The sequence below is a fragment of the Bradyrhizobium sp. genome, assembly GCF_035935975.1.
Classification (GTDB): Bacteria; Pseudomonadota; Alphaproteobacteria; order Rhizobiales; family Xanthobacteraceae; genus Bradyrhizobium.
The window spans coordinates 323,021-349,627 of the sequence record NZ_DASYWN010000041.1; the positions used below are offsets into that span (position 1 = coordinate 323,021).

Consider the following 26,607-nt stretch of genomic DNA (forward strand, 5'->3'; position numbering starts at 1 on the left):
CCGCTCCACACTTTGCGCAAACGCGGCCCTTCGGGTCCGGATCATACCCTAGATCAGGGAAATCCCCGAGATCAGCAACAGAACGAGCACGGTCTTGCGAAAGACCGTCTCGTTGACCCGGTGAAAGGCGATCACCCCTAACGCGGATCCCGCGAACAGCGCCGGCAGGCTGATCGCGAGGTCGACGAAGACCTTCGACGACAGGTCCTGATGCCCGACCAGCAGTGCGATCGCAAAGACCTGCATCGCGGCAATGAAGGGCTGCACCAGACCGCGCTGCTCGCTCTTGGGCATGCCGCGCATGTCGCACCAGATCGTCGGGATCGCGCCCGGCATCGCCGTGAGCCCGCCGACCAGCCCTCCTCCGAATCCGATCAGCGCGACCCAGTGACGGCCGACGGCCTCGCCGGCCGTCACCAGCGTCGGCCGCAGCAGCATGTAGGCGGCATAAAGCGCAACGATGATGCCGAACCCACGCCGCAGCAGATGCGTGTCGGTGGACTGGAGCAGCGAGACCGCGATGGGCACGCCGATCAGGCCACCGACGATCAGCAGCAGGCTGCCCTCCCAGCGGATGCTGCGCCGGAGCGCCCACAAATTGGTGGCCTGCACGCCGATGCTGCAGGCCATCATCAGCGGCACCGCCTCGAGCGGCTGAAACACGCGGAGCAGGATCGCGCCCGCCACCGCCGAGAAGGCAAAGCCCGAGAGCCCCGAGACAAAGGCTCCCGCAAACACGGCAAGACTCACCAGAAGGCTGGTCGTGATGTCAGGCACGCTGCGTCCTCCGTCAGTCGTAGGGCGTCTGGGTCGCGGGGATCTCAGCGCCGCCGCCGCAGAGTTCCGCATCGTGCGCTGTGAGGATGGGCTGGGAGACAGGATGGGCGTGCGAACGCTCCAGCATGGCGAGCCCGGCCAGTTGAAGCGTGACGAGCGCCGCGGTCAGCGCGATCGCGACGATGTTGAAATTACGCGCGTTCGAAGGTGGGCTGGCCGGTCGCGCGCTCGCACGGATCAATTCGGTCGGCATTGTCCAAAACATCCTCTTCACTGGAGACGGGAATAACTTCACTCAAACGCGATATGTCTTCCGACTGCTGCAGCAGGTGGCGATAGCGCTGCAGTGCCCGCTGCGCGTCGATTTCGCGCTGCGCGCGGAATGCCGCGCCGACGCGAGCGACGATGTCGCGGAACTTTTCCGACAGGACTGAAGAGGCCATTCGCATGACAATCTCCTTTCAACCTGTACGCGAGATTGCTGGGATTCACTTCCGCCGGCAGTGAGCTGTTTCACACTGATCGCTGATACGCCGAACAACAGAACGTGTGACGTCTCGTAAGTGAGAACGCGGACAATCGCGTCATTCGATCGAACGACCCGCGATAACTTTCTAATGATGCTTCTGATTGAACCTGTTGCGAGCTGCAGCGACTCGCAGCGCGCCTCAACGTCGCGTCAATGCACGAGCGGATTGGAGAATCCTGCCGCGAGCTTGACGAGATCGGCCTGACGGCTGACGCCGGTCTTCGCAAATACGCGATGCAGATGCGTCTTCACTGTCGTCTCGGCGATACCGAGCGCGGCCGCCGTCTCCGGCACGCCACCGACCGCGACGATCGACTGCAACACCCGCAGTTCCGCCGGAGTCAGATCGAACGTGCGATCGATCAATCCTGCCGACGAGCGGCTGTCGAGTTCCGCTTTCCAGACGAAGAGCGCGCCGACGGCCGAGGTTCGCTCCGCCGCGCCTTCGCGCAGCAGCGACGGCAGCGCGATGACATGCGCGACATAGTAGGCGCCGTCATGCGACGTCAGCGGTATCTTGCGTCCCGAAGCCGCCGCCAGGGCCACCTCGCCTGCGTCACGGAAGGTTTCGCGCAGGGCCGCGCTTGCCGCGGATGACCTTGCGACCAGCCGGCCCGCGACGGAGCGCAGGAAATCGTCGGCCGCGAGAATCGTCTCCGCGGCTGGGTTGCTGTGGACGATGTTGCAGGAGGTATCGAGCAGGATCACGCCGGCATTCAGCCGGTCGACGACGTCGGCGAGCGCGATCGCCCGCTGCTGCTTGCGCTCGATCGCCTTATTGATCAGCAGCGCGCGGGTCGCATGCGGAACCAGGAACTGCATCCGCGCCCGCTTCTCGGCATCGAGCATGCCTTTGCCCGGGATCACGGTCAGCAGCATCGGGCACGGCGACTTCGTCTGCTCCAGCACCACGTTGGCGACGTCGATAGAGCCCTGGGGACGCAGCCATTCCTGATAGAAGCGGCCGCGGCGATACTCGTCGTAATTCACGAGATCGGGGATGTTGCGCACCTCGCCATAGCGCGGCAGCCGCGCGAGCGGATCGTACTGCGCGTAGGTCTCGGCATAGAGCTTGATGTAGTGCGGGTCGACCCCGCAGTAGTAATGCGTCGCGCCCGATTTGCTGACAGGGTCCTTCGAGATCAGGCCGCAGGCCCGGCTCCCGATGAAATCATTGAGCGTGACCACGACATCGCTCCACAGCTCAGGGTGGAGGCCGGCGTCATAGATGCTCTCGATGAGGTCGGACTGATTGGGAGATCGGCGCATTGCAGGAGCCAGTATGGATACATGGAGAGGACGACATGGTCTTCATGCCTCGCGGCTCCTGTGAGTCTATCGCGGAAGCAAAAGGTTCAACTCCGGCGCCCCAAACAACTAATCAGTTGATGAGCGGATTGGAAAATCCGGCCGCCAGCTTCACGAGATCGGCCTGCCGCGAAACGCCGGTCTTGGCGAAGACGCGATGCAGATGCGTCTTCGTCGTCGTCTCCGCGATGCCGAGCGCGGCCGCCGTCTCCGGCACGCCGCCGACCTCGACGATCGACAGGAACACGCGCAGCTCGGCCGGCGTCAGGTCGAAGGTCCGCGCGATCAATTCGCCGTAGGATGTCCCGCCGAGCGAGACCTTGCGCAGCAGCAGCGCGCCGGCGGCATCGATCACCCGCTCGCTGCCATTGCGCAGCACCGACGACAGCGGCAGGACATGCGCGACGTAGCGCTCGCCGCTGGGCGACAGCAGCGGGATCGCGCGATCCCTCGCAGCACGCAGGGCCGCAGCGCAGCGGCCCGCGAACGCTTCGCGTAGCGTCTGATTGGCTTCCGGGCTACAGGTCACGAGCTGGCCGGCAACCGACCGCACCACGTCGTCGGCCGCGAGCAAGGCATGCCCTGCCGAATTCGCGTGCACCAGCCGGCAGAAGCCATCGAGCAGGAAGATGCCGGACGCCAGATTGTCAAGCACATCGGCAAGCGCGGTGGCCAGCGTCAGTTGCGAGGTGATGGCGCGGTTGATCAAGAGCGCGCGGCTGGCATGGGGCACGATCAGCGAGAGACGATGCTTCATCGCGGGATCGACCATGCGCCGGCCCGACAGCACCGTCATCATCACGGGGCAGCTCGCATTCGATTTCTCGAGCACGACATTGGCCGCATCGCTGCAGCCCTGCGGCTGCATCCATTCCTGGTAAAACCGCCCTCTCCGATATTCGTCGAAATTGACGAGATCGGGGATGCTGACGATCTCGCCATGCGGCGGCAGCACCGTCAGAGGGTCGAACTTGGAATGGGTCTCGGAATAGAGCTGGATGTAGTGCGGATCGGCGCCGCAATAATAATGCGTGACGCCGAACTTGCTGATCGAATCCTTGGAGAACAGCCCGCAGGCCTGGCCGCCGACGAAATCACGGATGCCGGTGACGGCGTTATTCCATAGCGTGGGATCGAGCCCGGCATCATAGATGGACTCGACCAGTTCGGGCAGTTTCCGCGGTCCGTGCATCGCTCTAAATGGCCTGAGTGATCAATATCACCCAGCATAGCACAACCAGAGCATGCGACATCCTCCGATCGGAGGAGGCGCCGGCCGAGCGGATGGAGCCCGGCCGGCGCGCGTCGCGTTCGAGCCGCCAGGGCTGGTGCCGGCTCAGAACGCGACGCGAACGCCCCCCTTGGCCGTGCCGGTGCGGCTCTGGTCGGACATCATCATGCCCTCGACCGCGCCGAACACGGACACGTTGGGCCCGGTGCGGTAGTCGAGGCCGAAGCCGGCGACCGCGCCGACGGTGCTGCGGCTGCCGGGCGTGACGAAGGACAGATTCTGTCCGAGCAGCACCGTATTGATATTGGTGTCGCCGACGCGCTGGAGCGCGATCACGCCACCATGGATGTTGGCCTTGAGCTCGCCGCCGGCGAGGCTCGTCACGCGCGACAGGTCCACTTCGCCCCGTTCCTCGAAGTCCTGCAGCGTACGGCTGCCGACCGACAGCCCCTGCGCCGAGCCGGTCTCGCTGTAGCCGTCGAAGCGGCCTGCGACGTAGCGAACACGCGCCGTCGGCGTCAGCAGATAGCCGTTGCCGATCTGGAGCTTGTAGCCGTAGGCGACCTCGGGGCTGACATACCAGCCGCTGTAGTTCGCGGTTGCCGTCTCCATGCCGCCGACCGCAGCATCGTTCAGCACCAGGCGACGCGATCTGTTGTCGGCGTTGCCGCCCTGGATGGTGAAATCGAAGAACTGCGCGGCCCATTCGAAGCGGCTGTAGACACCGGCGAAGGCGTAATTGGTGTCGACCGACTGCGAGTTCAGGTCCGCCGAGAGGCCGCCCTGCCCGCCGCCGAGGAAGCCGCCGATCAGCCAGTTCGGCTGCACCTTGCGGTCGATGCCGATCGCACCGCCCCAGGCCGTCGAGGTCGCGCGGAGCGTCGCGGCGGTCTCGTCCTGGATGCGCTGGCCACCAAAACTGTTGACCCAGACCGTGATCGGCGCCGGATCGGTCCAGACGCTGCGTGGCGCCTTGGTGAAGGGTCCAGCCTGTGCCGTCTCCGGCGCATAGGCCATCGCCATCATGTTGCTTCCGGCCGGCCCGGTACCGCCATTCAGCCGGCCCTGCACCAGCGAGGACACGCCGCCGGTAAAGTCCATCAGCGTGCGGTCAGTCTGCGCCAGCGCGGTCGGGTCGAGCGTTGCCAGCGAACCGTTGGCAAAGACCTGCGGACCATTGAAGCCTCCGCCCCCAACGTTGGCGTTGATGGTGCCATTGAAGTTGACGAAGGTCGGCAGCTGGATGCTCGTCAGCGATGAGACCCGGCTGCTCGGCGGAATGAAGTTGAGGTTGACGACGTCATCGCCGAAGCCGAAATCGACCACGCCGTTGATCTTCGAGCTCGGCAGCAGCGTCAGCGTATCGGCCTTCTTGGACAGCTTGATCGCGACCCCGCCGGCGCCGGTGATCGTGCCGGAGTTGGTGATGTTCGATCCGTCGCTCGACTCGATGCCGATCCTGCCGATGATCGTGCCGGAATTCCTGACGGTCGCCTGGGTCGTCAGGATGCCGTCGCCATTAGTGGTCGAGCCCTGCAGCAGGCCCGTATTCGTCACGTTGACGACGTTGGCGTTGATCGCCGCACTCCGCCCGATGATCGATCCGGAATTGTTGACGTTGCCAAAGATCGCGTTGATGCCGCGGTCTGCGGTGATAACGCCGGAATTGTCGAGGTTCACCGTGACGCCGCTCATGCCGAAGCCGAGCGTCGATGCGATCCGTCCGGTGTTGGTCACATTGACCGTCGTGGCGAAGATGACGGTCGAGCCGCTGGTGAGCGTGCCGCTGTTCACCACGTTCGCCGCACCATTGCTGGCGCTGAGGCCGAACCGCATCGCGCTGATCGTGCCGCTGTTGCGGACGGTGATGTCCCCGGTGTCCGCAACGATGGCATCGCCTGTGCTGCCGTCGGCGCTGATCGTCCCGGCATTGTCGATGACGGCGGACTTGCTGGCGAAAACCGCATTGTTGTGCGCGATCACCGTGCCCCCGGCGAGATTGGTCAGCTTGACGTTCAGACCATCGATGCCACCCGAACCGCCGGCGATCGTCCCGGAGTTGGTGACGTCGGCAAGGTTGCTGGCGGAGATCACGGCCGCCAGTGCCGTGGTCGTGCGGATCAGGCCGGCATTACTGATCGTGATATTGCCCTTCCCGGTCGCCGGGTTGGCATTCGTCGCAATCGTATCGGCGCCTGCGGAAATCGTGCCCGAAGCCACGTTGGTGAGGTTGATATCGCCGGTTTGCGACACGATGGCGTTGCCGGTCGACTGGATCAGCCCTGCATTGCTGACGGTGACGGCTTGGTCCGCGATCACGGCGTTCGCGCCACTGACAGTCCCGGAGGCAAAGTTCGACAGGTCGATGTTCCTCGCCGTTATGCCGGATGCGTGGCCGGAAATCGTGCCGGAATTGTCCACCGTCACCGAACGGTCGGAGAAGATCGCGACGCCCGTCGTCCGCGTCTGCGTGATCAGGCCCGTGCTGAGGTTGGTGATGGTGGCATTGCCGCTGGTATCAATGGCCCTGTCTTCGCCCTTGATCGTGCCGGCATTGCTGAGAACGATCGTCGTCGGCGTAATCGCGTTGAAGCCTTCAATCGTGGCCCCAACCAGATTTGTGATCGTCATGTCGCCGCCGGTAATACCTGCCGCATTCGTTCCACTGATCGTGCCCGCGTTGATGAAAACGCTCTTGAAGCCAACCTTGAAGCCAAAGTTGCTTCCCTCGACCGTTACGCCCGCGCGGATGTCATAGGAGTTGTTGTCGTCGTTGCTGGTACCGTAGCCCGTGCCGCCGCCCTGCTGGTCGTTGGTGTCGCTCGCGCACACCACCGTCGCGTTGCTGACCGGCGCCGTGGGCGTACAGGCTGCCATCGCGGGCTCGCTGATGAACACCGGGATGACCAGCGCGGCCGGCAGCAGAAGCCATGGCGATCGCCCCGCCGAACGCCATCGTGCAATACCGTCCCCACCCGTCACAATCATATTCAGTCCCTCGGCGCACAGGCACGTTGCCAGTGGCCTCCTCCGATCAGAGGAGGCCACCTTTGCGAATTTGGATTCGCTGAACGCCAACGTAGAAAGGGGCGCCGGCTTCGACTTGGACGGAGGCGACCGGGTTTCGGTCCAGAACGAACTGAAGGCGCTTGGCTTCGAACTGGTGCAGCTTTGCTACACCCTCCTTCGAAGGGACTACGCCTGGTCCCAGCCGACCTTCTCCGGGCTCTGGGCCCAGACGGCGGCACGATAGACCTCACGTCCACCGGCATCCCTGACGCGAATCCAGGCGTCGCGATCACGCAGATCGTCACGCCAGACGAACAGATGCCGTGCCATCTCGTCGGCCACCACGATCGTCGCCCGGGCATGTTCGAACACCATGCCGCCGGGATCGATCTTCACGACATTGCCGACCAGGAGATCAAAGAAGAAACGGCGCATTCCAAACTCCAACTCGTCGCACGAAGCACGGCGTCGTCACCTACTCCGCGCGCCAGACGATGTGGTCGGCGGAATACGGCACGCTCCGGTAGCCGCCGGGCTGATTGCATGGACCGCGGAGGAGGCCGCCCTGCGTGTTGATGCTGAAGTCATGACTCCACGATCAAGGATCATGTCAAATTCTTCCCTGTTGAATGCGATATTCGGCTGAAACTCAGTCGGGGCCCGCTACAGCACCCCGCCGCTCCTGACGTCGGTCGGCGTTGCGCCATAGGCCCGCCGGAAGCAGCGGTTGAAATAAGAGAGATCGCCGAAGCCGACGTCGTAGGCGATCGAGCTGACCGGCCGCTCTGCGAAATCGGGCTCGCGCAGCATGCGATGGGCACGCTTGAGACGCTGTTCGGTCAGGAAGGACGAAAACGTCTTGCCGTCGGCCTCGAACAGCCGCTGGAGATAACGCGGGGTCACGCCGAGTTCGTGGGCGACATTCGCGACCGAAATATCCTGCTGCCAGCAATTGTTGACGATGAGAAATTTCGCCTTCTGGAGCCGTGCCGCCTTGAGACCACGCCGTCCGGTTGCTTCCCGGGCGTGGTCCGTCGCGCCGAGAACGAGCGCCAGCAGCTCATGCAGATGCGCAACGCCGAGCTGCCGCATCGCGGGCACCTCCAGCGTCTTTTCGCGCAGCAGCGCGATTGCGTAATCGACCAGCAGCCGAAGTCCGATGGCGTTCTCCGGGATGATGCGCATCACCGCATCGTCGACATCGACGATCATGGGGGCCAGCACGCGTCTCGGCACGCGCAGCGAGAACCCGCTTCCCAGCGCCAGGCGCTCGAAGGTCGTGACGTCCTCCGCGCTGGTCAGGGCCGCCTCTCCCGCCCGGAGCCTCAGATCGTGCCCTCGCTCGGATATCCCGAGAACGCCCGATCGGTTGACGATCAAGGCGAGGCTGTCGTCGCCATCGGCAACCAGTTGCTTCGTTCGAATGACCCGCGCGCCGCACAATCCCCCGAGCAGCAACTGGGCCTCCGGCAGGACGTGCGAGGTGAAGCGTGCGGCCGGCTTTGCCTCCCTCGCCTCGACCTCCGCCTTCAGAACGCCGCGGCAGTAGAACTCACGCAACAGCGGCACGCGCTCGCCTTCGGGAATGTGGTCCGTTGAAACATTGAAAATGGAAAATTCGTCCTTGCCGCTCACTGCAATCTCTCCAACCAACGAGCAAGCCTTGGCCATGCACGACCGTTCCGCCGCGCGCCGCGTCCGATACGCATCGCGCTTTGTCTTCGTGGCGCATGCCGCCCTCAGCATTTCGCGTGGCGCGTATACGAAAGTCTCAAACGATGCGCGTCGTACGTTCGGAGGACTCTCACGCCTTGCTCATCACGATGGATTGAGATTGCGCGCTCTCGGCCTTCACGCTGTGAAATGGATCACACCGCGTCGTTGCCGCGATCCGTCCGCTGAACGAACGGCGCGGCAAAGCCGGCGGCGATCTTGACGAGATCGGCCTGCCTGCCGGCGCCGGTCTTCTCGAACAGCCGACCGAGATGCGTCTTCACTGTCGTCTCGGCAATGCCTAGTTTTGCAGCAATATCCGGCACACCGCCGATCTCGACGATCGCCATCAGCACGCGCAGTTCCGACGGCGTCAGCCGAAAGGCCGAGGCGATGGCGTCGGGCACGAGTGACGGCAGCATCGAGGCCTTCTGGACGAACAGCACGGTGGCCGCGATGTCGCGCGGCAGATGGTGCTCCCGCTTCAAAGCCGCGACGTGAAGCAGATAGTGCTCCCCGTCGACGGATGTCGCGAGCCCGATTTGACGGCGCGGAACGGAATCAGCTCCGCCGTCCGAAACGATTTCGAGCATGTTGCGGAATAATTTGTCGGACTGGGTGTTGCGGGCCACGATCCTGTCGCCGACCATCGCGAGCAGATTGGCATCGGCGAAAAGCTGACGGCACGCGGCGTTGGCATGGACGACGCGCCCCTCCGCGTCGAGCAGGCAGATCGCCGTGCTCAATCCGTCGAGGACATCGGCGAGATCGTCCACGGTATGCGTGCGCGCCCTGATCTGGCGGCCCATGACCCGCGACCGCTGGATGTGAGGCGCGAGCAACCGCATGCGCTCGCGCATTGCCTCGTCGACGGTCCCGCGCGAGCGATGCCGCAGCACCTGCAGGATCGTGGTGCGTGCGTCCGACCTCTCGAGCGTCACCGTCGCAAGATCTATCGCGCCCTGCGGTTCCAGCCAGTCGCGATAGAAGCTGGTGGCCACGAAATCCGAATGCGGCATGATGTCGGTCACGCCGACGGCCTGTTCCGTCGCGAGACCGAGGTGGCGGTCGAGCAGCGGATCGAGCTCGACATATCTGTCGCGATAGAGCTGGCGGAACCGGGACTCGGTGCCGAAGTGCTGGTGAATCTCGAGCGAGTGCCTGGCCTCGTCCCGGGACAGGATGGTGGCGGCACATCCGCCGACGAAATTCGAGACCTGCTCCAGCGCGGCCCCGCGCAGCGCGGGATTGGCCGCCGCATCGTAGATCTCTCCGACGAGCGAGGAGAAGCGGTTTGCCTGGAGGATCGTCATCGGCCTGCGGCCGCGATCTGAGCGTTGTCCCGATCGCGGTTGCACCGGGAACTCACGAAGGCGACGGGCCGGCCAAACGCCGCTTTGGACGAGGAAAGAAACTTGCGGTGAGATTCTGGAATATCGAACATCGCCCCTGCGTAACGGCAAGCGCAAAAAGCGGCTTGGACGTTTTCGCCAAAGACTAGGATAAATACGAACAGCGATCGGGCTGTGTGTGCTGGATCACGCGCCCTCTCGCTGCAGCTTCAGTTCGTTGCCGAAATCTCCCGAGAATTCGCAGCGGGAGCTAGCAAATTATTTCCGGTTCTCCTCGCAGAATTTCAACGCGGCGAGCGCCTCGCCGGCGCGCGGGATCTGCATCTCGATGCTGTCTTCGTCATCGTCCTCGAAGTCGAGCGTGAGGCGCTTGGCCTTCGACAGCCGGTCCATGATCGACTGATCGTATTCGAAGATGCCGCGCACGGTGGTCTTGTCCATGACCTCCCACTTGGCCTTCTTCATGATGTCGGCGTCGTCGGTGCCGACATCGGCGCGGAGGATCTCGCCGACCGTCTCCCACTCCCATCCGTCGTAGATCATCACGATCACGATGGCCTTCTCGGAATAGGTGATGACGATGACGTAGTCGCGGTTCTCGTCATCCTTGTCCTTGTAGCCGCGGCTCGCGTTGCAATGCGTGTCCTGCGTGCGCTTCTCGATGGTCCAGTCGCCGACCTTGGATTGCTGTGCAAGCGCAGGCCTTGTGCACAAGGCGACGGCGCCGAGGACGCCCGCGAGCATTCCGGCGGCGAGAAAGAATCGTCTCATGTCAGCCTCCAGCGTGTTCCTCACGCGGAGATGACCATCTCTCCCCGCGGCCCGCAAGGGTGTCAGGCGCGGCGGCAAGGTCGGGTGGATGGCGGCCTACGCGCGCCGCGGCACGATCGCGATCGGCGTGAAGGTGTAAACCTCCTCACCATTCTGATTAAACATCGTCCATTTCACCAGCGCGATGCCCTGCGGCTTCGACTTCGAGGGCGTCAGGCTCATGACTTCCCCGACCAGATGCAGCCGGTCATTCGGGCGCACCGGAATGGTCCAGCGCAGGCCGTCGACGCCGGCGCCGATCAGCGGATGCGGGCCGAACGGGCGGGCCTGGATCGCAAGGTTCATGGCGATCGCGGCGGTGTGCCATCCCGACGCAGCGAGCCCCTTGAACAGGGTGTCCTTGGCGGCCTCGTGGTCGAGGTGCATCGGCTGCGGATCGTACTCGGAGGCGAAGCGCTTGATGTCGGCCTCGGTGACCACGACCTCCGGCGATTTGAACCGCATTCCGATGGTCAGATCGTCGAACCACTCGACTTGCGCCGGGATTTCTTGCGCCATGATTTTGCCTCGCAATGTGATGCGCCGCTCGCCGGAGCTCCGCGGCTGAAAGGATTGCCAGAATCCGGACGTCGAGAAGCGGGACATAGCGGCTTCGCGCCGCACAAACCAGCCCTCCGGTTCCCCGCGAAACCCCTTTCCAGATGCGACGAAACACGCCTGAAACAGATCGCCGGTTAGGTGGTTATCAAAATAAATAGACAGGGACGGCCACCATGCAGTTCGTTCTGGACCTCATTTACGACTATGCCTGCTGCCAAAATCTCGTCGCCCTCCGACTGGAGGAGGACGAGCTATGATCGAGCTGATCTCAGGCCTGCTCGCCCTTTGCAGCATCGGCGTCTTCGCCGCACATGCGCTGGATGCATATCGCACCACGCATTGATCGAAGCGGCCGGCCGGGACTAGAACGGCCGGCGGTAAAAATGTTCTGAGTGCGTTGCCGGCGGAAACCGGTTGGCGAGCGCGAGTGCGCCGTTCTCGTCGGTCTCGAGCGCAATCTTCTGCGCGAGCATGACGTCGCCCGGCACCAGGAAGCCCGAGGGCACGAAACACCACCCCATCGTCGCGTGCCCCTCGCCGTCGATCTCATGGACGTTGGCGGCGGTGCCGTAGTGGATGCGATAGGTCTTGCCGCTATCGCAACCGATCACATCGAAATAGCGATGCTGCTCAAATTGCGCGCGCTGCGCCGGCGTCAGCCATTCGGCCAGCAGGCGGCGGCCGCGCGCATCCGGCGTATTCTCGCCGAAGAAGCGCCGGTAGAGTTCGCGCAACGCATGCAGGCGGGCACGCGCAGGCGCGCGGAACCACAGTGCCGCGAACATGAGCAGCTCAGATCAGCCGCCGACCAGGCGAGGGTAGAACAGCGTTTCCTGCGCGGTCGGGTCGAACGATTTGATACGGGTCACTTCGCCGGGCCCGGTGCGGAAGGCGGCGGTGAAGCCGGCTCCGGTCAACTCCCGAAAGCGCTGTTCGGCCCGCGCCAGCGCTTCGGCATTGCCAGGATCAAACTCGTGGCGGGTATCGCCAGTCTGGTCCATCACGATCTGGGTTGCCATCTTGAGTCTCCTCATGCCCAGCCCTGAACACCAACAAAGCAAGCCTCGTGCCGTCAGTTCCTGATGGCAACAACTTTCTCGCGCCGGCGCATCACGTCAGCGCGAAGCCGCCGCGCCACCCTCGTCGATCTGCCGTCCCATCAGCGCGATCGCCTTCTGATAGACGCCCGCGGCATTCCAGGCCTCGATGGCGGCAAAATTCGGCTCGCCCGGCTGGTAACCGGCTCCTGCACGCCAGCCATGGGCCTTCAGGAAATTGGCGGTCGAGTTCAGCGCGTTGGCGGCAACCTCGAGATTTCCGGTGCCGTAAGCCAGGATGTTTTTGGGCATGAACTGGGTCTGGCCGACCTCGCCATGCATGGAGCCGCGGGTCGCCCCCGTGAGCGTGCCGCGGTCGATCAGCTTCAGCGCGGCATAGAGCTGATCGGTGAAGAATTCGGGACGGCGGCAGTCATAGGCAAGGGTTGCGATCGACGAGAGCATGTTCTGGTTGCCGCGCTGGCTGCCGAAGCCGGTCTCCATGCCCCAGATTGCGATCAGCGGCCCGGGCGGAACGCCATAGCGCTGCTGGATCGAGGCGAACAGGGCCGCCTGCGACTGCTTGAGCTGCCGCCCCTTGGCAACGATGGTGGTGGCGCCGCGCTTGGCCAGGAACTGGTCGAGCGACAGCGAGAAGCTGCGCTGGCCGCGGTCGGCGGCGATGGTGGCGCTGGCATAGTTGGTCTGCATCAGCGCCGAGATCGCGGTCTGGCCGATGCCCTTGCCCTGCGCCTCCGCACTGAATTCGCGCTTCCAGGCCTCGAAACCGGCCGGCGAGCTGCCGCATTGCGCGGCGTTCGCCACGGGCAGAGAGAGTAACAGCGCGGTCGCACCGATCACTGATGTTGCGACTGTCCTGCCCTTGATCATTGCTCGTTCCTCTCACTGCCACGCGACCGGCTCGCGCATGCGCATGATCCTACGTCATTTGCCGTCGCTCAAGTCCCGGCAGCACCAATCGAACCAACCAAAGCGCTTGACAGCGGCAACTCACGCGCCTTCCGCGCCCAGCAGGAAATCCACCATGATGCTCTGGTGCTGCTGATACATGTCGGTGCCGGTCCCGGTGACACAGCCGATCCTGCGGGCCGCGGCGATGAACGGCGAGATTTCGGGCTTGGTGATCACGCAGCCGCAATAGGAAGCCGGCGCCAGGCGCGCGACATCGACCGGCAGCGGGTCGCCATCCTTCATCCCCGCCGGTGTCGCATTGGCGACAAAATCGAAGCCCGCGGGATCCATGGTGCCGGTCCGTATCGGCGCCTTGCCGAGGGCGTTGAGCCGGCCGATCAGCGCGTCGCGGCGCTCGGTCGCGCTGTCGTGAATCGCAAGCTCGCGGACGCCGGCCTCGACCAGCGCCAGCGCGATCGCCGAGCCCGCGCCGCCGGCGCCGACCAGGAGCGCCCGCATGCCCTGGGGATCGATCCCCTTGGCTCTCGCCGCGCCGACAAAGCCGAGACCGTCCACCATGTCGCCGTGCCAGGAGCCATCGGCGCGCCGACGCATCAGGTTCACGGTGCGCAAAAAGTGTGCGCGTTCGGTCGCGCTGGTGCAGGCCTGGTAGCAGGCGAATTTATGCGGGATGGTCACGACGATCCCGTCGAGATTCTTCAGCCGCGTCGCCACTGAAAGAAAGTCCGGCAAATCCGCCGGCGCGACCTGCACCGGCACGAGAATGCCGTCATGCCCCCGCGCGGCAAAGGCTGCCGACACGCCCGCCGGCGAGCGGACCTGCGCGATGGGATCGCCGACAATGACGTGGAGCCGCGTCGCGCCTGTCGGGGCCGGGATCACGCCGCTCAAGCCGCACCCTCGGAGGTCAATTCCAGCCCGTCCAGATTGCCCTCCTTGCGCCACTTGTCCAGCAGCCGCAGGAACGCCATCGGGCCGCGCCAGTACTGGCTGTTTCTCGCCGCAATCGGATCGAACACGCCTTCGTTGTTGTAATAGCCCGGCGTGCACTCGGCGAGATAGGTCTGGCGGCCGATGGCGGCCTTGACGACCTCGTCGACCCAGGCGTTCTCCGCAGCGAGCGTCGGCTCCAGCGTTCGCGCGCTGCGCTTGCGCGCCTCGGCGATGACGTAGGCGATGTGCTGCGACTGCTCGTCGATGATGTGCGGAAAATTGGCGCTCTGGCCGGCCTGCACCGTGACGATCAGGAAGCAGTTCGGGAAGCCGCGGCTGTAGAAGCCGTGCAGCGTCTTGACCCCGCCCTGCCAGCGCTCGGACAGGCTCATGCCATCCCGGCCATAGACCTCGAACCCCATGCGGCGGGCGTAATCGGTACCGACCTCGAAGCCACTGGCGTAGATCAGGCAGTCGAGCTCGTAGGCCTTGCCGTCAACGACGACAGCATTCTCGGTGATGCGCTCGACGCCCTGCCCCCTGGTGTCGACGAGATGGACATTGGGACGATTAAAAGTGTCGAGATATTCGTCATGGAAGCACGGCCGCTTGCAGAACGCCTTGTACCAGGGCTTGAGGGCCGCCGCAGCCGCCTCGTCGTTCACGACGGCGTCGACGCGGGCGCGGATCTCCTCCATCTTGCGATAGTCGGCCTGCTCGATGACCTTCAGCGCCTCCTCCATCGAGCTTACCGGCTGCGGCTGGCGCCGCGGCGCCAGCAGGATCTCGCCGAGCAGGCCCGTCCAGCCGTCCTGCACCAGATCGCGCTCGAACGGCTCGCCCGAAATCACCGCCGTGAAATTGTCCATGCGCTCTCGTTGCCAGCCGGGCTTGAGGCCCTGCGCCCAGCCCTGATCCGTGGGACGATCGTCACGCACGCCGATCGCCGATGGCGTGCGCTGAAAGACGTAAAGCTCCTTCGCGGCGCGGCCGAGATGCGGCACGCATTGCACGGCCGTGGCGCCGGTGCCGATGATGCCGACGCGCTTGTTCGCGAGACCGGTGAGATCGCCATCGGCGGTGCCGCCGGTATATCCATAATCCCAGCGGCTGGTGTGGAAGCTGTGGCCCCTGAAGCTCTCGATGCCGGGAATGCCCGGCAGCTTCGGCCGGCTCAGCGGCCCGCCGGCGAGGATGACAAAGCGCGCATGGATGCGATCGCCGCGATCGGTCTCGACCAGCCAGCGTGCCTCCTGCTCCTGCCATGTCATCCGCGAGATGACGGTCTGGAACAGCGCGCGCTCGTAGAGGCCGAAGTGACGGCCGATGCGGCGCGAGTGCTCGTAGATCTCCGGCGCTCGCGCATATTTGCGCACCGGCATGTAGCCGGTCTCTTCCAACAGCGGCAAGTAGATGTAGCTCTCGGTATCGCAGGCCGCACCGGGGTAGCGATTCCAGTACCAGGTGCCGCCGAAATCGGCGGCCTTTTCCACCATGCGAAAATCATCGATCCCGGCCGCGCGCAAACGCGCGCCGCACAACAGGCCGCCGAAGCCGCCGCCGACGATGAGCACCTCAGTCTGTTCAGTGACAGGCGCTCGCGCAAATCCGGGATCGGCCCAGGGATCGTCGAGGTAGCGACTGAAGTCGCCGGTAACCTCGACATATTGCGCCTTGCCCTCGGTTCGCAAACGGCGATCGCGCTCGTCGCGATAGCGCGCACGGAGTGCGGAAACATCGATCATAGGTGCGCCGGCTGTACCGGTCTTGTGTCTTTCCGCTGACATCCATTTCCTCCACGGCGCCTGCTGCTTCGCCGGCAGCTCACCGCACGTTAGCCCTGAAAAAGTGACGCATGCAATCACGTCTGCCGTTTTTTGCGTGAACGCCGCGTGACGTTCCGCTAACCTTGCGCGCAAATCACGAACATGCGCCGCGCAACGACGTGGCGATCCGGAGGAGACCATGCAGGGATTGATGATGGATATGCCGCTGCTGATCAGCGGCCTGATCCAGTACGCCGCCGACTATCACGGCGAGGCCGAGATCGTCGCGCGCGAGATCGAAGGCGACATCCACCGCTACACCTATGCCGACGCCCATCCGCGCATCAAGCGCATGGCGCTTGCCCTGAAACGGCTCGGCATGAAGCCGGGCGACCGCGTCGGCACGCTGGCCTGGAATACGCACCGGCATTTCGAGATGTTCTATGCCGCGCCGGGCATGGGTTATGTGCTGCACACCATCAATCCCAGACTGTTTCCCGAGCAGCTCGTCTACATCATCAACCACGCCGAGGACCGGCTGCTGTTCATCGACCGCGCCACGCTGCCGCTGGTCGAGGCGATCGCACCGCAGCTGACGACGATCGAGGCCTTCGTCGTGATGTCCTCGCGCGAGCGGATGCCGGAGACCAAGCTTGCCAATGTGCATTGCTACGAGGATCTGCTCGCGAAGGAAAACGAGGCCGGCTTCGCCTGGCCGGAATTCGACGAGAAATCGGCGTCGACGATCTGCTATACCTCGGGCACCACGGGCAATCCGAAGGGCGTGATCTATTCGCACCGCGCCGCGATCCTGCAAACCATGACCTGCTGCAATTTCGACTTCCTGCCCGGCCATGTCGAAGGCGTGCGCGAGGTGATGATGCCGATGGCGCCGCTCTTCCACGGCAACGGCTGGAACATGCCATTCACCGCGCCCTATACCGGCTCCAAGCTGGTACTGCCCGGCCGCAATTACGAGCCCGACAAGCTTTACGAGCTGCTCGAAGGCGAGAAGGTGACGCTCTCGGCGGGCGTGCCGAGCTTCTGGCTGATCCTGCTCGACTGGCTCGGCCGCACCGGCAACAAATTCACGACGCTGCGCGCAACGCTGTCGTCGGGCTCGGCGCCGCCGCGCGCGATGGTCGAGAAGCTCAAGCGCGACTACAACATCGACTACATCCAGGCCTGGGGCATGACCGAGGCGCTGGGCTGCTCGATGCCGGGCTTGCGGCCCGGCTCGGAGCATCTCGGCGAAAAGGAAAAATTCGACCGGCGCCAGGTCTCAGGACGCGCCTGCTTCGGCACCGCCTTGCGCATCGTCGACGATGGCGGCGCCGAGCTGCCGCGCGACGGCAAGACCGTCGGCCATCTGCGCGCGCGTGGTCCCTGGGTCGCGTCCGGATACATGAAGCTCGACGAAGGCCTCGATCGCGACGGCTGGCTGATCACCGGCGACATGGCCGTGATCGATCCGCAGGGCCACGTCACGCTGACCGACCGCTCGAAAGACGTCATCAAATCCGGCGGCGAATGGATCTCCTCGATCCAGCTCGAGGACATCGCGCTGTCCCATCCGGACGTGCTGCAAGCCGCTGTCGTCGCCATCGCACATGAGAAATGGCAGGAGCGCCCCCTGCTCCTGGTCGTCCGCAAGAAGGGCGCGACCGTCGACGGCAAGACCCTGCTCGACCACATGCGGCCGAAGATCGCGAGCTGGTGGATGCCCGACGCCGTCGAATTTCTGGACGAATTCCCGATGACCGGCACCGGCAAGGTGCTCAAGTCGGCGCTGCGCGAGAAGTTCAAGGAGTATCGCGTCGCTTGAACCGCGTGCGATCAGGCCCGTAGCCCGGATGGAGCGCAGCGTAATCCGGGGCCAGACCAACCGCATCGCACGACCGCCCGTGTGGACGCATCCCGGATTGCGCTGCGCTCCATCCGGGCTACGAAGGCGGCACAAGGTCTTTTCGCGCGCGATCGTCTTCATCTTTTGGTCAGTTCGGGAGCTATATATCTCGACATCGCTAACCCCTTATCGAGGACATCATGGCGTTTTCCGGATTGGGCCTGCATCTCGGCAATCTGTCGCGCCTGTCGAACGCGCAGTCGCGCTCGATCAGCCCGGAGAACTTTTCGGGCGAAAAGGGCAAAGGCGGCATGTCCGTCGACGGCCCCGCGGCGCGCCAGGCGCGCGATCTCGGACAGGGCTGGAAGGTCTCGCCCTATGTTCAGATCGAGCCCGGCGCGACCTTCACCCTCGCCGACATCGAGGGCCAGGGCGCGATCCAGCAGATCTGGATGACGCTGGCGCGCGGACGGCTGCGCCATTCGATCCTGCGCGTCTATTGGGACGACCAGACGCAACCGAGCGTGGAATGCCCGGCCGGCGATTTCTTCGCCTGCGGCTGGGAGGAGTTCGCGCAGGTCTCCTCGCTCGCGGTCTGCGTCAATCCCGGCCGCGCCTTCAACTGCTATTGGGAGATGCCGTTCCGCAAGCGCGCGCGCTTCACGCTGGAGAACCGCAGCGAAGAGCAGATCACGATCTACTATCAGATCAACTACACCCTGACCGACGTGCCGGAAGATTGCGCCTATTTCCACGCCCAGTTCCGGCGCACCAATCCGCTGCCCTACAAGGAGGTCTACGCCATCCTCGATGGCATCAAGGGTGCCGGCCACTATGTCGGCACCTACATGGCCTGGGGCGTCAATAACAATGGCTGGTGGGGCGAAGGCGAGATCAAGTTCTTCATCGACGGCGACGGCGCGTTCCCGACCATCTGCGGCACCGGCACCGAGGACTATTTCTGCGGCGCGTATAATTTCGATCCCCATGTCGCCCATTCCGGCCAGGGCGAGGCGAAGCAATCGCGCTATCTGGAATTCACCACGCCCTATGCCGGCCTGCCGCAGGTGATCCGCCCGGACGGCGTCTACAGGTCGCAGCAGCGCTTTGGCCTGTATCGCTGGCACATCCCCGACCCCGTGCGCTTCCAGAGCGACCTGCGCGTAACGATCCAGGCGCTGGGCTGGCTGCCCGGCGCGAGGGAAGGAAAATATCTGCCGTTGCAGGACGACATCGCCTCGGTCGCGTTCTGGTACCAGACCCTGCCGACGGCGCCCTTCCCGGAACTGCCCGGCCCGGACTATCTGGAAATCGCATAGAGCGTGATCCGGAACAGTGTGCCGCGGTTTTCCGGAAGATTACGCTCAAGAAAATTCGCCGATCGCTCAAGGAGACGAAGATGCTCTACCCGATGTCGCCGAAAGTCGTCGAGCTCAAGCGCAAGCTCGAAAGTTTCATGGACCGGCACGTCTATCCGAACGAGGAGCGGTTCTATCGCGAGGCTGAAGAGCTCGGGCCCTGGAAAGTCTATCCCGTCGTCGAGGAGCTGAAGCCGCTGGCGCGCGCCGAAGGCCTCTGGAACCTGTTCCTGCCGGAGTCCAGTCACGGCGCCGGCCTCACCAATCTCGAATATGCCCCACTCTGCGAAGTGATGGGCCGCTCGCATCTCGCCCCCGAAGTGTTCAACTGCTCGGCGCCCGACACCGGCAACATGGAGGTGCTGGAACGCTACGGCTCGGAGAAGGACAAAGAGCGCTGGCTGAAGCCGCTGCTGGCGGGCGAGATCCGCTCCTGCTTCGCCATGACCGAGCCGGCGGTCGCGTCATCGGATGCGACCAACATCGAAAGCTCGATCGTGCGCGACGGCGACCATTACGTCATCAATGGCCGCAAATGGTACACGACGAATGCGACCGACCCGCGCTGCAGGATCTGCATCTTCATGGGCAAGACCGACCCTGACAATGCCGACCGCCACAAGCAGCAATCCATGATCCTGGTGCCGATGGACACGCCAGGCATCGAGGTCAAGCGGCCCCTGCCCGTGTTCGGCTTCTACGGCGTGCCTGACCGGGCCTCCGAAGTCATCTTCACCGATGTGCGGGTGCCCAAGGAGAACATGCTGCTCGGCGAAGGCCGCGGCTTCGAGATCGCGCAGGGCCGCCTCGGCCCGGGCCGCATTCACCATTGCATGTGGCTGATTGGCTTGTCCGAACGCACGCTGGAAAAGATGTGCCGCCGCGTGCGCAGCCGCATCGCCTTCGGCAAGCCGGTCTCCGAGCAGACCGTGACGCAGGAGCGGATCGCGGAAGCCCGCATCATGATCGAGCAGGCCCGGCTGCTGACGCTGAATGCGGCCTATGCGATGGACACCGTCGGCAACAAGGTCGCGAAAGCCGAGATAGCCATGATCAAGGTCGCCGTGCCCAACATGGCATGCCAGATCATCGACTGGGCGATCCAGGCCCATGGCGGCGGCGGCACGTCGAACGATTTTGGCCTGACCCAGGCCTATGCAACGGCGCGGCTGCTGCGGTTGGCCGATGGACCGGACGAGGTCCATCGCAACCAGATTGCTCGGTTCGAGCTGAAGAAGTATTCGAACGCATGATCTGCAGCGCTATCGCCGCCACCTAGTTCAACACCTCCACCGTCGCCGAACGTCCGGCGACCAGCGACATGGCTTCAGGCACCGGATCGAGCGCGATGCGCACCGGGACGCGCTGGGCGAGGCGCACCCAGCTGAACGTGGGATTGACGTTGGCGAGCATGCTCGCACCTTCGGCGCGGTCGCGGTCCTCGATGCCGGCGGCGATGCTCTCGACACGGCCTGACAGCGTGACCTTCTCGCCCATCAGGCGCACCTGCACCCTGTCGCCGATGCGGATGCGCGCCAGTTTGGTCTCCTCGAAATAGCCCTCGACGTGCAGCGTGTCGGTGTCGACCAGCGCCATCACGCCCTTCCCGGCCGTGACATAGGCGCCGGGGCGCAAATCCATGTTGGTGATCACGCCGTTCACGGACGCATGGACCTCGCTGCGATCGAGGTTGAGCTGGGCAACGGCCCGGTCTGCGACCGCCGCATCGAAGGCCGCCTTGGCCTGGAGCTGGGTCGCCAGCACCTGCTCCTGCTTCTGCTGCGACACCGCATCGGTGGTGAGCGCGCTATAGCGCTTCAAATCGGCGTTGGCCTGATCGAGCGTGGCCTGATGACCCGCGACCGACGCATCGGCCTGCCGCAGCGCCAGCGCAAAGCGCTCGCGATCGATCCTGAACAGGACATCGCCGCGGCGAACTTTCTGGTTGTCCTTGACCAGCACCTCGGTGACGAAGCCCGATACGTCGGGCGCGACCTGGACGACGTCGGCGCGCACCCGGCCGTCGCGGGTCCATGGCGACTCCATGTAGTAGACCCAGAGCTCGCGGCCGACGCCGATCGCGGCGACGACGGCGAGGATGGTCAGCGCGAGGCGGGCAAGCCAGGCGAAATTCCCCTTCATGAGAGATACTCCGAGAGATAGACGACGACGCCCAGAAGGCAGACGAAAATCGAGAAATCGAACAGCGCGCGGTGCCAGACCAGCCGGTAGAGATCGAATCGCTGCATGAGACGGCGCAGAATTGCGCTCAGCACGTAGGCGACGATGATCCACAGCAGCAACGCCGGCACCAGCACGCCGTAAATGTCGATCACATATCTCATGCCGCAACACTCTCCGCGCGCGGCCGATAGGCCGGCGCATCCGGGAACAGGCCGCGGCGGATGCCGACGAGACCGATCAGGGCGTCCTCGCGCGCGCTGTCGTTCGGGTCCTTCACGGCCTGGGCCAGCGCCCTGTCGACGCTCGTCAGCAGCGCGGCCGGCATCCCCTCGCCTGCATAGCTGCGGCAGGCAATGGCAAGCTGGTCGAGCATGTCGTCGATGACGGCGATGGTCGACACTGCAAGGCCGTAGCGCGCCCGACGCAAATCGATGATGTTGATGCCGATGCGAAGCTGCACGAGGCTGTCGGTGTCGCGGCGATCGCTCTCCGAGAGGAACGCGATGCGCTGCACCAGGAGCCCGAGCCGGTGCAGCATCAGCCCGGCGAACTCCGCGCGATCTCGCTTGCCGCGCCGCTCGGCCGCGACCGCGATCGTCTTCCAGTTCGACAGCACCAGGCGGTTGGCGATCCACTCCGCCCCCACCCCGCGCGCGATCCGCGTCACGATCTCGGCGATGAGGACGCCGACGAAGAAGGCGACGGCGGAATTGGCGTAGGATGCGAAATCCGCACTGTAGGTCGTCTGGATCGCGAGCAAGGTCGCGGTGTTCGCCGCGAGCGCCATGCCGGTGCCCGCCGTCGCCGGCCGGCCGATCAGGAAGCCATAGAGCAGGAAGGTCGGTGCCAGCGCGACGATGAGGACCTCGAGATGGGAGATCGCCGGAACCAGCGCAAATAGATAGATCGCGACGACGATGATGGCGACCAGCGACCACAAGCCGAAACTGCGGATGAAGCGCGCGGGCTCGTCCTGCGCGGCGAAGAACGAGCAGGCAACGGCGGCCATCATCGGCGCCGATGCGCCGTCCGGCCAGCCGGTCCCGATCCAGAACGCGCAGCAGATCAGGATGGCCGCGGCAGCGCCCGCCGCCGACCACAGCGCCAGGCCGCGGTCCCGGTGGCGCACGGGCGCGGCGCCGGCTTCGGAGTGAAAGGCCAGGTCGAGGGTCGAGACGTTGCGGTTGTCGGCGATCGCCTCGGTCAGCTCACGGCAATCGCGCGAGAGATCGACCAGCTCGCGCAGCCGCGATAACAGGCTGGTGGTGATGATTCGCTCCCAGGACGCGCTGTCATCGAGCACCGCCTGCTGCTCCGCGATCATGGCCTTGATACGCTCGGCCGGCTGGCGTGCGCTGACGTCGCTCACGATCCATTGCGCAAGATCTTCCAGGAGCCGCTTCAGCTCGGGTTGCCGGCGCAGGGCCTCCTCCCCCAGCGCGGCCAGCCGGTCCTCGAGCGAGGCAATCACGGGCAGCAGCATCAGCATACGCAGACGGATCTCGCCGAGGCCCGTAACCGCATTGCGGTCGGTCAGATGATCATAGGCAAGATGGGTGGACAGCGTGTCGATCTCGACGATGTCGGTCGCAAGCTTGAGGCGCTTGCCGCGGCGGGTCTCGTTGGTGCCCTCCTGCAGCAGCACGACCTGACTGAGGCGGCGCGCGTCCGCGAGCCAGGTATCGACGCGGTGAGCGACCGCCGGCGCGACGCTGCGGGGAAACACGATGGTCGAGACCAGGCTGGCGCAGATGATGCCGAGCGAGATTTCCTCGAGCCTTGCCACCGCGGTGTCGAAGATGGCGCCCGGCTCGGACACCGAGGGAAAGCCGATCAGCGCCACGGTGTAGCCGGCGAGCATGAAAACGTAGCTGCGCGGCGTGCCGTCCAGCAGCGACAGATAAAGGCAGAGCCCGACCCAGAGCGCGATGGCGAGGCACAGCAATTCGGGGGCATCGATCAGGTTCGGCACCAGCGCCACCGTCATGGTGGCCCCGACCAGCGTGCCCATCACGCGGAAGAATGCCTTCGAGCTGGTCGCGCCCGCCAGCGGCTGCGAGGTGATGTAGACGGTCGCCATCGCCCAATAGGGCCGCGGCAGATCCATGGCGAGCGCGATGACGAGCGCCAGCATCGACGCCGCGAACGTCTTCAAAGCAAAAATCAGGTCCGCGTGGCGGACCAGGAACGACTCATCCGTGCGCATGGCTATTTCGCCTCGGGACCAGTCTTTAGGTCATGCAGGCGACTGGCCCGCTGTTCAATGCGCTGAAGCGTCTCGAAGGTTATCGCAAGTTCGTCCGCGCCGATATCCTTGAGCAGGCTGGCCCGCACCCGCCGCAGCACGCGGTTGGTCTCCTCGACCTTGGCCTCGCCCGCCTTCGTCAAATGTAGCGTTTTGGCACGACGGTCGGTCGGGTCCTCGCGGCGTTCCACGAGGCCCTCGGCCTGCAGCAGGTCGATCAGCCGGACCAGCGACGGCCCCTCGATGCCGAGCTCATCGGCGAGCACGCCCTGGCGCACGTTTTCGCCCTGGCGCGACAGCACCAGCAGCGGAATCGCGGTCGCATAGGACAGGCCGTGATCGGACAGCGCCTGATCCGACTCGCGTCGCCAGATCCGGCCAAGGCGCGTGATGAGCCGGCCGATCTCGGCGTGGATAAAGCCTTGCGAGGGTGCCATGCAAATTAGATAGGACACGAACTATTAGGGTGCAACTATATAACCCGGTATCGCCGCAGCGATCACGCAAAAGCGAACGAGGACAAGGATGGGACCGGGTTTCCCGGCACAGGCAGCAGAGACGACCGCCGGCGACAGCGCACTGACGCTGATCCCGACCTTCGTCGTCGTCGCCGTGGATGCCACGGGCATGGGGATCATCCTGCCGCTGCTGCCGTTCTATTCGCAGCGGCTCGGCGCGACGCCCTTCATGATCGGCGCCCTGATCTCGGCCTATGCCGTGTGCCAGCTCATCGCCGGCCCCGTGGTCGGCATGCTCTCGGACCGCTATGGCCGGCGGAAGGTCCTGCTCGTCAGCCAGATCGGCACCTTGATCGGCTTCGTCCTGCTCGCGCTCGCGGGCAACCTCACGCTGGTGTTTCTGGCGCGGATCATCGACGGCCTGACCTCAGGCAACATCTCGGTCGCGCACGCCTATGCCGCCGAGCACAGCGCGCCGGCCACCCGCAAGCAGGCGCTCGGCATGACCAGCGGCGCCATCGGCACCGGGCTGCTGCTCGGCCCCGCTCTGTCGAGCTTCCTCGTCCATTACGGCCAGACCGCGCCGGTGTGGGCCGCGGCCGCACTCTCTTTGATCAGCATCTTCGCGACCATGGCCCTGCTCCCGCCCGATCACCCGGGCGCCGAGCCGCTCTACCAGCACCGCGTGCCGGAGCCGACGCTGGCTCGCAGCCTCTTCGGCATGCGCTATGCTTGGCGGCTGCTTGGCCTGCTCATCGTGTTCTTCTTCGTCAACTCGATGTTCCTGTCGCAGATCGGCCTGTTCCTGTCGGCGCGATTCTCCTGGGACGGGCATCCCTTCGGCGCGCGCGAGCTCGGCTGGATGTTCGCCTATGCCGGCTTCATCAACATGGTGGTCCAGGGTCTTCTGATCACCCGTGCGAACATCATTGCCTCCGACCGCAACATCGTGGTGGCGGCGTTCGCCTGCATGGGTCTTGGTTTCGCGGGCCTTGCGGCCGGCAGCAATGTCAGCCTGCTCGCCATCGAGCTGACGCTGATCATCGTCGGCACCATGTTCGCGCGGAGTACGCTGACGGCGGAGCTGTCGCGCTCGACCGCGATCAACCGCCAGGGCATGATCATGGGCCTCAACCAGTCGCTGATGTCAGGCGCGAATATCAGCGCCCCGCTGCTGAGCGGCGCGCTGATCGGTCATCGATTGTTCGCGACCTGGGCTCTCGCCATGGCCGCCATCGCAGCGATCGGCGCGGCGCTGGCGGGGCAACTGCTCGATACGCCGCGGACGCGGTAACATAGATCAAGCCGACGCATGAAGAACGTGGCGGGATGCTCGCCCGCAGCACATCCTTCGAGACGCCCGCCTTCGGCGGGCCCTCAGGATGAGGACGGAGTGCGAGGCCGCAATTTCGACAGGCTGCCGCTCAGCCTCATCCTGAGGAGACCGCGGAGCGGTCGTCTCGAAGGACGAGGCGCTCGCTCAGACCGCGCCTACGCGATGGCTTACGGGAGAGGTGAAAACCGCCCTCGCCTCACTTCACCACGTACACGTCCGGATCGGCGCTCGAGCTCGGGTTCTTGAAGGCGTTGCGCAGTGCCGGCGACATCGGGACGTTATAGTTGATGCCGTTCGGCGGCGTTGGCGATTCCAGCCACTTCCGATAGAGCACCTCGATCTCCGGGCTTGCATAGAGTTCGGCGGTGGCGCGGTCGGCCAGCACCTTGAACGGCGCATCCTCCCGCCGCAGCATGATCCCAAAGGGCTCGGCCTTCGCGAACGCCTCCTCGCTCATCATGTACAGCGCCGGCTCCTTCGAGCGCGCAATGGCGACCGCGAGCTGGACGTCGTCGAGCGCATAGGCCTGGGCGCGGTCGGTCTCGAGCAGCAGGAACGCCTCGGCCTGATCCACCGCCGGCATGATCCTGATGCCGAGATTGCGCTCGGTATTGACCTTGGCGAGCTGGTTCAGGTTGACCGAGCCCGCCACGGCGGTGACCGCCTTCCCCTTGAGATCGTCGATCGTGTTGATCTTCGAAGCCTTCTTGGCGGCGAAGCGCGTCGCGCTGAGGAAGTGCGTGTTGGTGAAGGCGACCTGTTTCTGGCGGTCGGCATTGTTGGTGGTCGCCGAGCAATGCAGGTCGAGCGTGCCGTTGACCATCAGCGGGATGCGGTTCGACGAGGTCACGGCGACGTAGTCGACGGCAATGTCGGGCGTTGCGAGCTGCTTCTTCACGGCGTCGACAATCTTGAGACAAATGTCCATGGCGAAGCCGACCGGCTTCTGGTTGCCGTCGAGATAGCTGAACGGGACCGACGCTTCCTGATAGCCCAGCGTGATCTTCTTGGTCTCCTTGACCTTCTGCAGCGTGCCCGTGAGGTCTTCGGCAGACGCTGCGCCGGCAAGACAGGTGACGGCCAGGAGAACGGTGGGAAGACGCATCGGGGGCTCCTTGATGGGGTCATCGACTCGTGTCGAGACGCGGAGGTGTTAGCCCAGACGAGCGTCCGCCGCCAGACGAGGCGGCGTCTATCAGCTATCGCTCTTTTATATACAAC

General features: G+C 64.6%; 25 protein-coding genes. 4 read left to right on the top strand and 21 right to left on the bottom strand.

Going from position 1 to position 26,607, the window contains the following annotated elements; all coding sequences use genetic code 11:
* Positions 1–48: 48 nt before the first annotated feature.
* The 16 genes from VGR99_RS24305 to VGR99_RS24380 form a co-directional block, all read right to left on the bottom strand.
* The gene (locus VGR99_RS24305) at positions 49–777 is read right to left on the bottom strand and encodes a sulfite exporter TauE/SafE family protein (RefSeq protein WP_326901995.1); all 729 of its coding nucleotides are present in this window, start codon (positions 775–777) and stop codon (positions 49–51) included.
* Between the two features lie 13 nt (positions 778–790).
* Positions 791–1,030 carry a hypothetical protein gene (locus tag VGR99_RS24310; RefSeq protein WP_326901996.1) on the bottom strand — a complete coding sequence of 80 codons (240 nt, stop codon included), beginning with the start codon at positions 1,028–1,030 and terminating at the stop codon, positions 791–793.
* Positions 969–1,220, bottom strand: a complete 252-nt coding sequence (locus VGR99_RS24315; protein ID WP_326901997.1) for a hypothetical protein — start codon at positions 1,218–1,220, stop codon at positions 969–971. The genes VGR99_RS24310 and VGR99_RS24315 overlap by 62 nt, the downstream gene beginning before the upstream one ends.
* 236 nt (positions 1,221–1,456) lie before the next feature.
* On the bottom strand, positions 1,457–2,575 hold the full coding sequence (locus VGR99_RS24320) for a helix-turn-helix transcriptional regulator (protein ID WP_326901999.1): 1,119 nt from the start codon (positions 2,573–2,575) through the stop codon (positions 1,457–1,459).
* Between the two features lie 112 nt (positions 2,576–2,687).
* Positions 2,688–3,806, bottom strand: coding sequence for a helix-turn-helix transcriptional regulator (locus VGR99_RS24325; RefSeq protein WP_326902000.1), 1,119 nt, complete (start codon positions 3,804–3,806; stop codon positions 2,688–2,690).
* A 144-nt stretch (positions 3,807–3,950) separates the two neighbouring features.
* Positions 3,951–6,722, bottom strand: a complete 2,772-nt coding sequence (locus VGR99_RS24330; RefSeq protein WP_326902001.1) for an autotransporter outer membrane beta-barrel domain-containing protein — start codon at positions 6,720–6,722, stop codon at positions 3,951–3,953.
* A 318-nt stretch (positions 6,723–7,040) separates the two neighbouring features.
* The gene (locus tag VGR99_RS24335; RefSeq protein WP_326902002.1) at positions 7,041–7,289 is read right to left on the bottom strand and encodes a DUF6894 family protein; all 249 of its coding nucleotides are present in this window, start codon (positions 7,287–7,289) and stop codon (positions 7,041–7,043) included.
* Positions 7,290–7,517: 228 nt separating this feature from the next.
* On the bottom strand, positions 7,518–8,489 hold the full coding sequence (locus VGR99_RS24340; RefSeq protein ID WP_326902003.1) for a helix-turn-helix transcriptional regulator: 972 nt from the start codon (positions 8,487–8,489) through the stop codon (positions 7,518–7,520).
* Between the two features lie 233 nt (positions 8,490–8,722).
* A complete protein-coding gene (locus VGR99_RS24345) occupies positions 8,723–9,880 on the bottom strand; it encodes a helix-turn-helix transcriptional regulator (protein WP_326902005.1) in 1,158 nt (385 codons plus the stop codon).
* 297 nt (positions 9,881–10,177) lie between these two features.
* Positions 10,178–10,690, bottom strand: coding sequence for a hypothetical protein (locus tag VGR99_RS24350; protein WP_326902006.1), 513 nt, complete (start codon positions 10,688–10,690; stop codon positions 10,178–10,180).
* Positions 10,691–10,786: 96 nt separating this feature from the next.
* Positions 10,787–11,248: a MaoC family dehydratase gene (locus VGR99_RS24355; RefSeq protein WP_326902007.1), complete on the bottom strand. Its 462-nt coding sequence runs from the start codon at positions 11,246–11,248 to the stop codon at positions 10,787–10,789.
* A 404-nt stretch (positions 11,249–11,652) separates the two neighbouring features.
* Positions 11,653–12,075 (bottom strand): hypothetical protein, encoded by a 423-nt coding sequence (locus VGR99_RS24360; protein ID WP_326902008.1) that lies wholly within the window; start codon positions 12,073–12,075, stop codon positions 11,653–11,655.
* A 12-nt stretch (positions 12,076–12,087) separates the two neighbouring features.
* The gene (locus tag VGR99_RS24365; RefSeq protein ID WP_008137329.1) at positions 12,088–12,309 is read right to left on the bottom strand and encodes a hypothetical protein; all 222 of its coding nucleotides are present in this window, start codon (positions 12,307–12,309) and stop codon (positions 12,088–12,090) included.
* Between the two features lie 96 nt (positions 12,310–12,405).
* Positions 12,406–13,218, bottom strand: coding sequence for a lytic murein transglycosylase (locus VGR99_RS24370; protein WP_326902013.1), 813 nt, complete (start codon positions 13,216–13,218; stop codon positions 12,406–12,408).
* A gap of 120 nt (positions 13,219–13,338) precedes the next feature.
* Positions 13,339–14,142 carry a shikimate dehydrogenase gene (locus VGR99_RS24375; protein ID WP_326902435.1) on the bottom strand — a complete coding sequence of 268 codons (804 nt, stop codon included), beginning with the start codon at positions 14,140–14,142 and terminating at the stop codon, positions 13,339–13,341.
* A gap of 5 nt (positions 14,143–14,147) precedes the next feature.
* Positions 14,148–15,980: an NAD(P)/FAD-dependent oxidoreductase gene (locus VGR99_RS24380; protein ID WP_326902014.1), complete on the bottom strand. Its 1,833-nt coding sequence runs from the start codon at positions 15,978–15,980 to the stop codon at positions 14,148–14,150.
* 178 nt (positions 15,981–16,158) lie between these two features.
* Between VGR99_RS24380 and VGR99_RS24385 the strand changes: the two genes are divergently transcribed.
* From VGR99_RS24385 to VGR99_RS24395, 3 genes are all read left to right on the top strand, one after another.
* Entirely contained in the window at positions 16,159–17,784 is a 1,626-nt protein-coding gene (locus VGR99_RS24385; RefSeq protein WP_326902015.1) for a long-chain fatty acid--CoA ligase, read from the top strand.
* Between the two features lie 221 nt (positions 17,785–18,005).
* Positions 18,006–19,124, top strand: a complete 1,119-nt coding sequence (locus VGR99_RS24390) for a glycoside hydrolase family 172 protein (RefSeq protein ID WP_326902016.1) — start codon at positions 18,006–18,008, stop codon at positions 19,122–19,124.
* Between the two features lie 80 nt (positions 19,125–19,204).
* The gene (locus VGR99_RS24395) at positions 19,205–20,416 is read left to right on the top strand and encodes an acyl-CoA dehydrogenase family protein (protein ID WP_326902017.1); all 1,212 of its coding nucleotides are present in this window, start codon (positions 19,205–19,207) and stop codon (positions 20,414–20,416) included.
* A gap of 22 nt (positions 20,417–20,438) precedes the next feature.
* Here VGR99_RS24395 and VGR99_RS24400 read toward each other — a convergent pair whose 3' ends face one another.
* From VGR99_RS24400 to VGR99_RS24415, 4 genes are read right to left on the bottom strand one after another with little or no spacing between them, the layout of a single operon-like run.
* Positions 20,439–21,305, bottom strand: a complete 867-nt coding sequence (locus VGR99_RS24400) for an HlyD family secretion protein (protein WP_326902019.1) — start codon at positions 21,303–21,305, stop codon at positions 20,439–20,441.
* Positions 21,302–21,508, bottom strand: coding sequence for a DUF1656 domain-containing protein (locus VGR99_RS24405; protein ID WP_326902021.1), 207 nt, complete (start codon positions 21,506–21,508; stop codon positions 21,302–21,304). The genes VGR99_RS24400 and VGR99_RS24405 overlap by 4 nt, the downstream gene beginning before the upstream one ends.
* The gene (locus VGR99_RS24410) at positions 21,505–23,553 is read right to left on the bottom strand and encodes an FUSC family protein (RefSeq protein ID WP_326902023.1); all 2,049 of its coding nucleotides are present in this window, start codon (positions 23,551–23,553) and stop codon (positions 21,505–21,507) included. Before VGR99_RS24410 ends, VGR99_RS24405 begins: the two co-directional genes overlap by 4 nt.
* Before the next feature lie 2 nt (positions 23,554–23,555).
* The gene (locus VGR99_RS24415) at positions 23,556–24,029 is read right to left on the bottom strand and encodes a MarR family winged helix-turn-helix transcriptional regulator (protein ID WP_326902025.1); all 474 of its coding nucleotides are present in this window, start codon (positions 24,027–24,029) and stop codon (positions 23,556–23,558) included.
* Between the two features lie 88 nt (positions 24,030–24,117).
* On the opposite strand from VGR99_RS24415, the gene VGR99_RS24420 reads away from it, so the two are divergent.
* Positions 24,118–25,344: an MFS transporter gene (locus VGR99_RS24420; RefSeq protein ID WP_326902026.1), complete on the top strand. Its 1,227-nt coding sequence runs from the start codon at positions 24,118–24,120 to the stop codon at positions 25,342–25,344.
* Between the two features lie 238 nt (positions 25,345–25,582).
* Here VGR99_RS24420 and VGR99_RS24425 read toward each other — a convergent pair whose 3' ends face one another.
* A complete protein-coding gene (locus VGR99_RS24425; RefSeq protein WP_326902027.1) occupies positions 25,583–26,491 on the bottom strand; it encodes an amino acid ABC transporter substrate-binding protein in 909 nt (302 codons plus the stop codon).
* Between the last annotated feature and the right edge of the window lie 116 nt (positions 26,492–26,607).

Bases quoted from the DNA above. Each gene is read 5' to 3' on its own strand.
- VGR99_RS24310 (WP_326901996.1), bottom strand. From the start codon at position 1,030: ATGCCGACCGAATTGATCCGTGCGAGCGCGCGACCGGCCAGCCCACCT.
- VGR99_RS24315 (WP_326901997.1), bottom strand. From the start codon at position 1,220: ATGGCCTCTTCAGTCCTGTCGGAAAAGTTCCGCGACATCGTCGCTCGC.
- VGR99_RS24320 (WP_326901999.1), bottom strand. From the start codon at position 2,575: ATGCGCCGATCTCCCAATCAGTCCGACCTCATCGAGAGCATCTATGAC.
- VGR99_RS24325 (WP_326902000.1), bottom strand. From the start codon at position 3,806: ATGCACGGACCGCGGAAACTGCCCGAACTGGTCGAGTCCATCTATGAT.
- VGR99_RS24330 (WP_326902001.1), bottom strand. From the start codon at position 6,722: ATGGCAGCCTGTACGCCCACGGCGCCGGTCAGCAACGCGACGGTGGTG.
- VGR99_RS24335 (WP_326902002.1), bottom strand. From the start codon at position 7,289: ATGCGCCGTTTCTTCTTTGATCTCCTGGTCGGCAATGTCGTGAAGATC.
- VGR99_RS24345 (WP_326902005.1), bottom strand. From the start codon at position 9,880: ATGACGATCCTCCAGGCAAACCGCTTCTCCTCGCTCGTCGGAGAGATC.
- VGR99_RS24350 (WP_326902006.1), bottom strand. From the start codon at position 10,690: ATGAGACGATTCTTTCTCGCCGCCGGAATGCTCGCGGGCGTCCTCGGC.
- VGR99_RS24355 (WP_326902007.1), bottom strand. From the start codon at position 11,248: ATGGCGCAAGAAATCCCGGCGCAAGTCGAGTGGTTCGACGATCTGACC.
- VGR99_RS24360 (WP_326902008.1), bottom strand. From the start codon at position 12,075: ATGTTCGCGGCACTGTGGTTCCGCGCGCCTGCGCGTGCCCGCCTGCAT.
- VGR99_RS24365 (WP_008137329.1), bottom strand. From the start codon at position 12,309: ATGGCAACCCAGATCGTGATGGACCAGACTGGCGATACCCGCCACGAG.
- VGR99_RS24370 (WP_326902013.1), bottom strand. From the start codon at position 13,218: ATGATCAAGGGCAGGACAGTCGCAACATCAGTGATCGGTGCGACCGCG.
- VGR99_RS24380 (WP_326902014.1), bottom strand. From the start codon at position 15,980: ATGTCAGCGGAAAGACACAAGACCGGTACAGCCGGCGCACCTATGATC.
- VGR99_RS24385 (WP_326902015.1), top strand. From the start codon at position 16,159: ATGCAGGGATTGATGATGGATATGCCGCTGCTGATCAGCGGCCTGATC.
- VGR99_RS24390 (WP_326902016.1), top strand. From the start codon at position 18,006: ATGGCGTTTTCCGGATTGGGCCTGCATCTCGGCAATCTGTCGCGCCTG.
- VGR99_RS24395 (WP_326902017.1), top strand. From the start codon at position 19,205: ATGCTCTACCCGATGTCGCCGAAAGTCGTCGAGCTCAAGCGCAAGCTC.
- VGR99_RS24400 (WP_326902019.1), bottom strand. From the start codon at position 21,305: ATGAAGGGGAATTTCGCCTGGCTTGCCCGCCTCGCGCTGACCATCCTC.
- VGR99_RS24405 (WP_326902021.1), bottom strand. From the start codon at position 21,508: ATGAGATATGTGATCGACATTTACGGCGTGCTGGTGCCGGCGTTGCTG.
- VGR99_RS24410 (WP_326902023.1), bottom strand. From the start codon at position 23,553: ATGCGCACGGATGAGTCGTTCCTGGTCCGCCACGCGGACCTGATTTTT.
- VGR99_RS24415 (WP_326902025.1), bottom strand. From the start codon at position 24,029: ATGGCACCCTCGCAAGGCTTTATCCACGCCGAGATCGGCCGGCTCATC.
- VGR99_RS24420 (WP_326902026.1), top strand. From the start codon at position 24,118: ATGGGACCGGGTTTCCCGGCACAGGCAGCAGAGACGACCGCCGGCGAC.
- VGR99_RS24425 (WP_326902027.1), bottom strand. From the start codon at position 26,491: ATGCGTCTTCCCACCGTTCTCCTGGCCGTCACCTGTCTTGCCGGCGCA.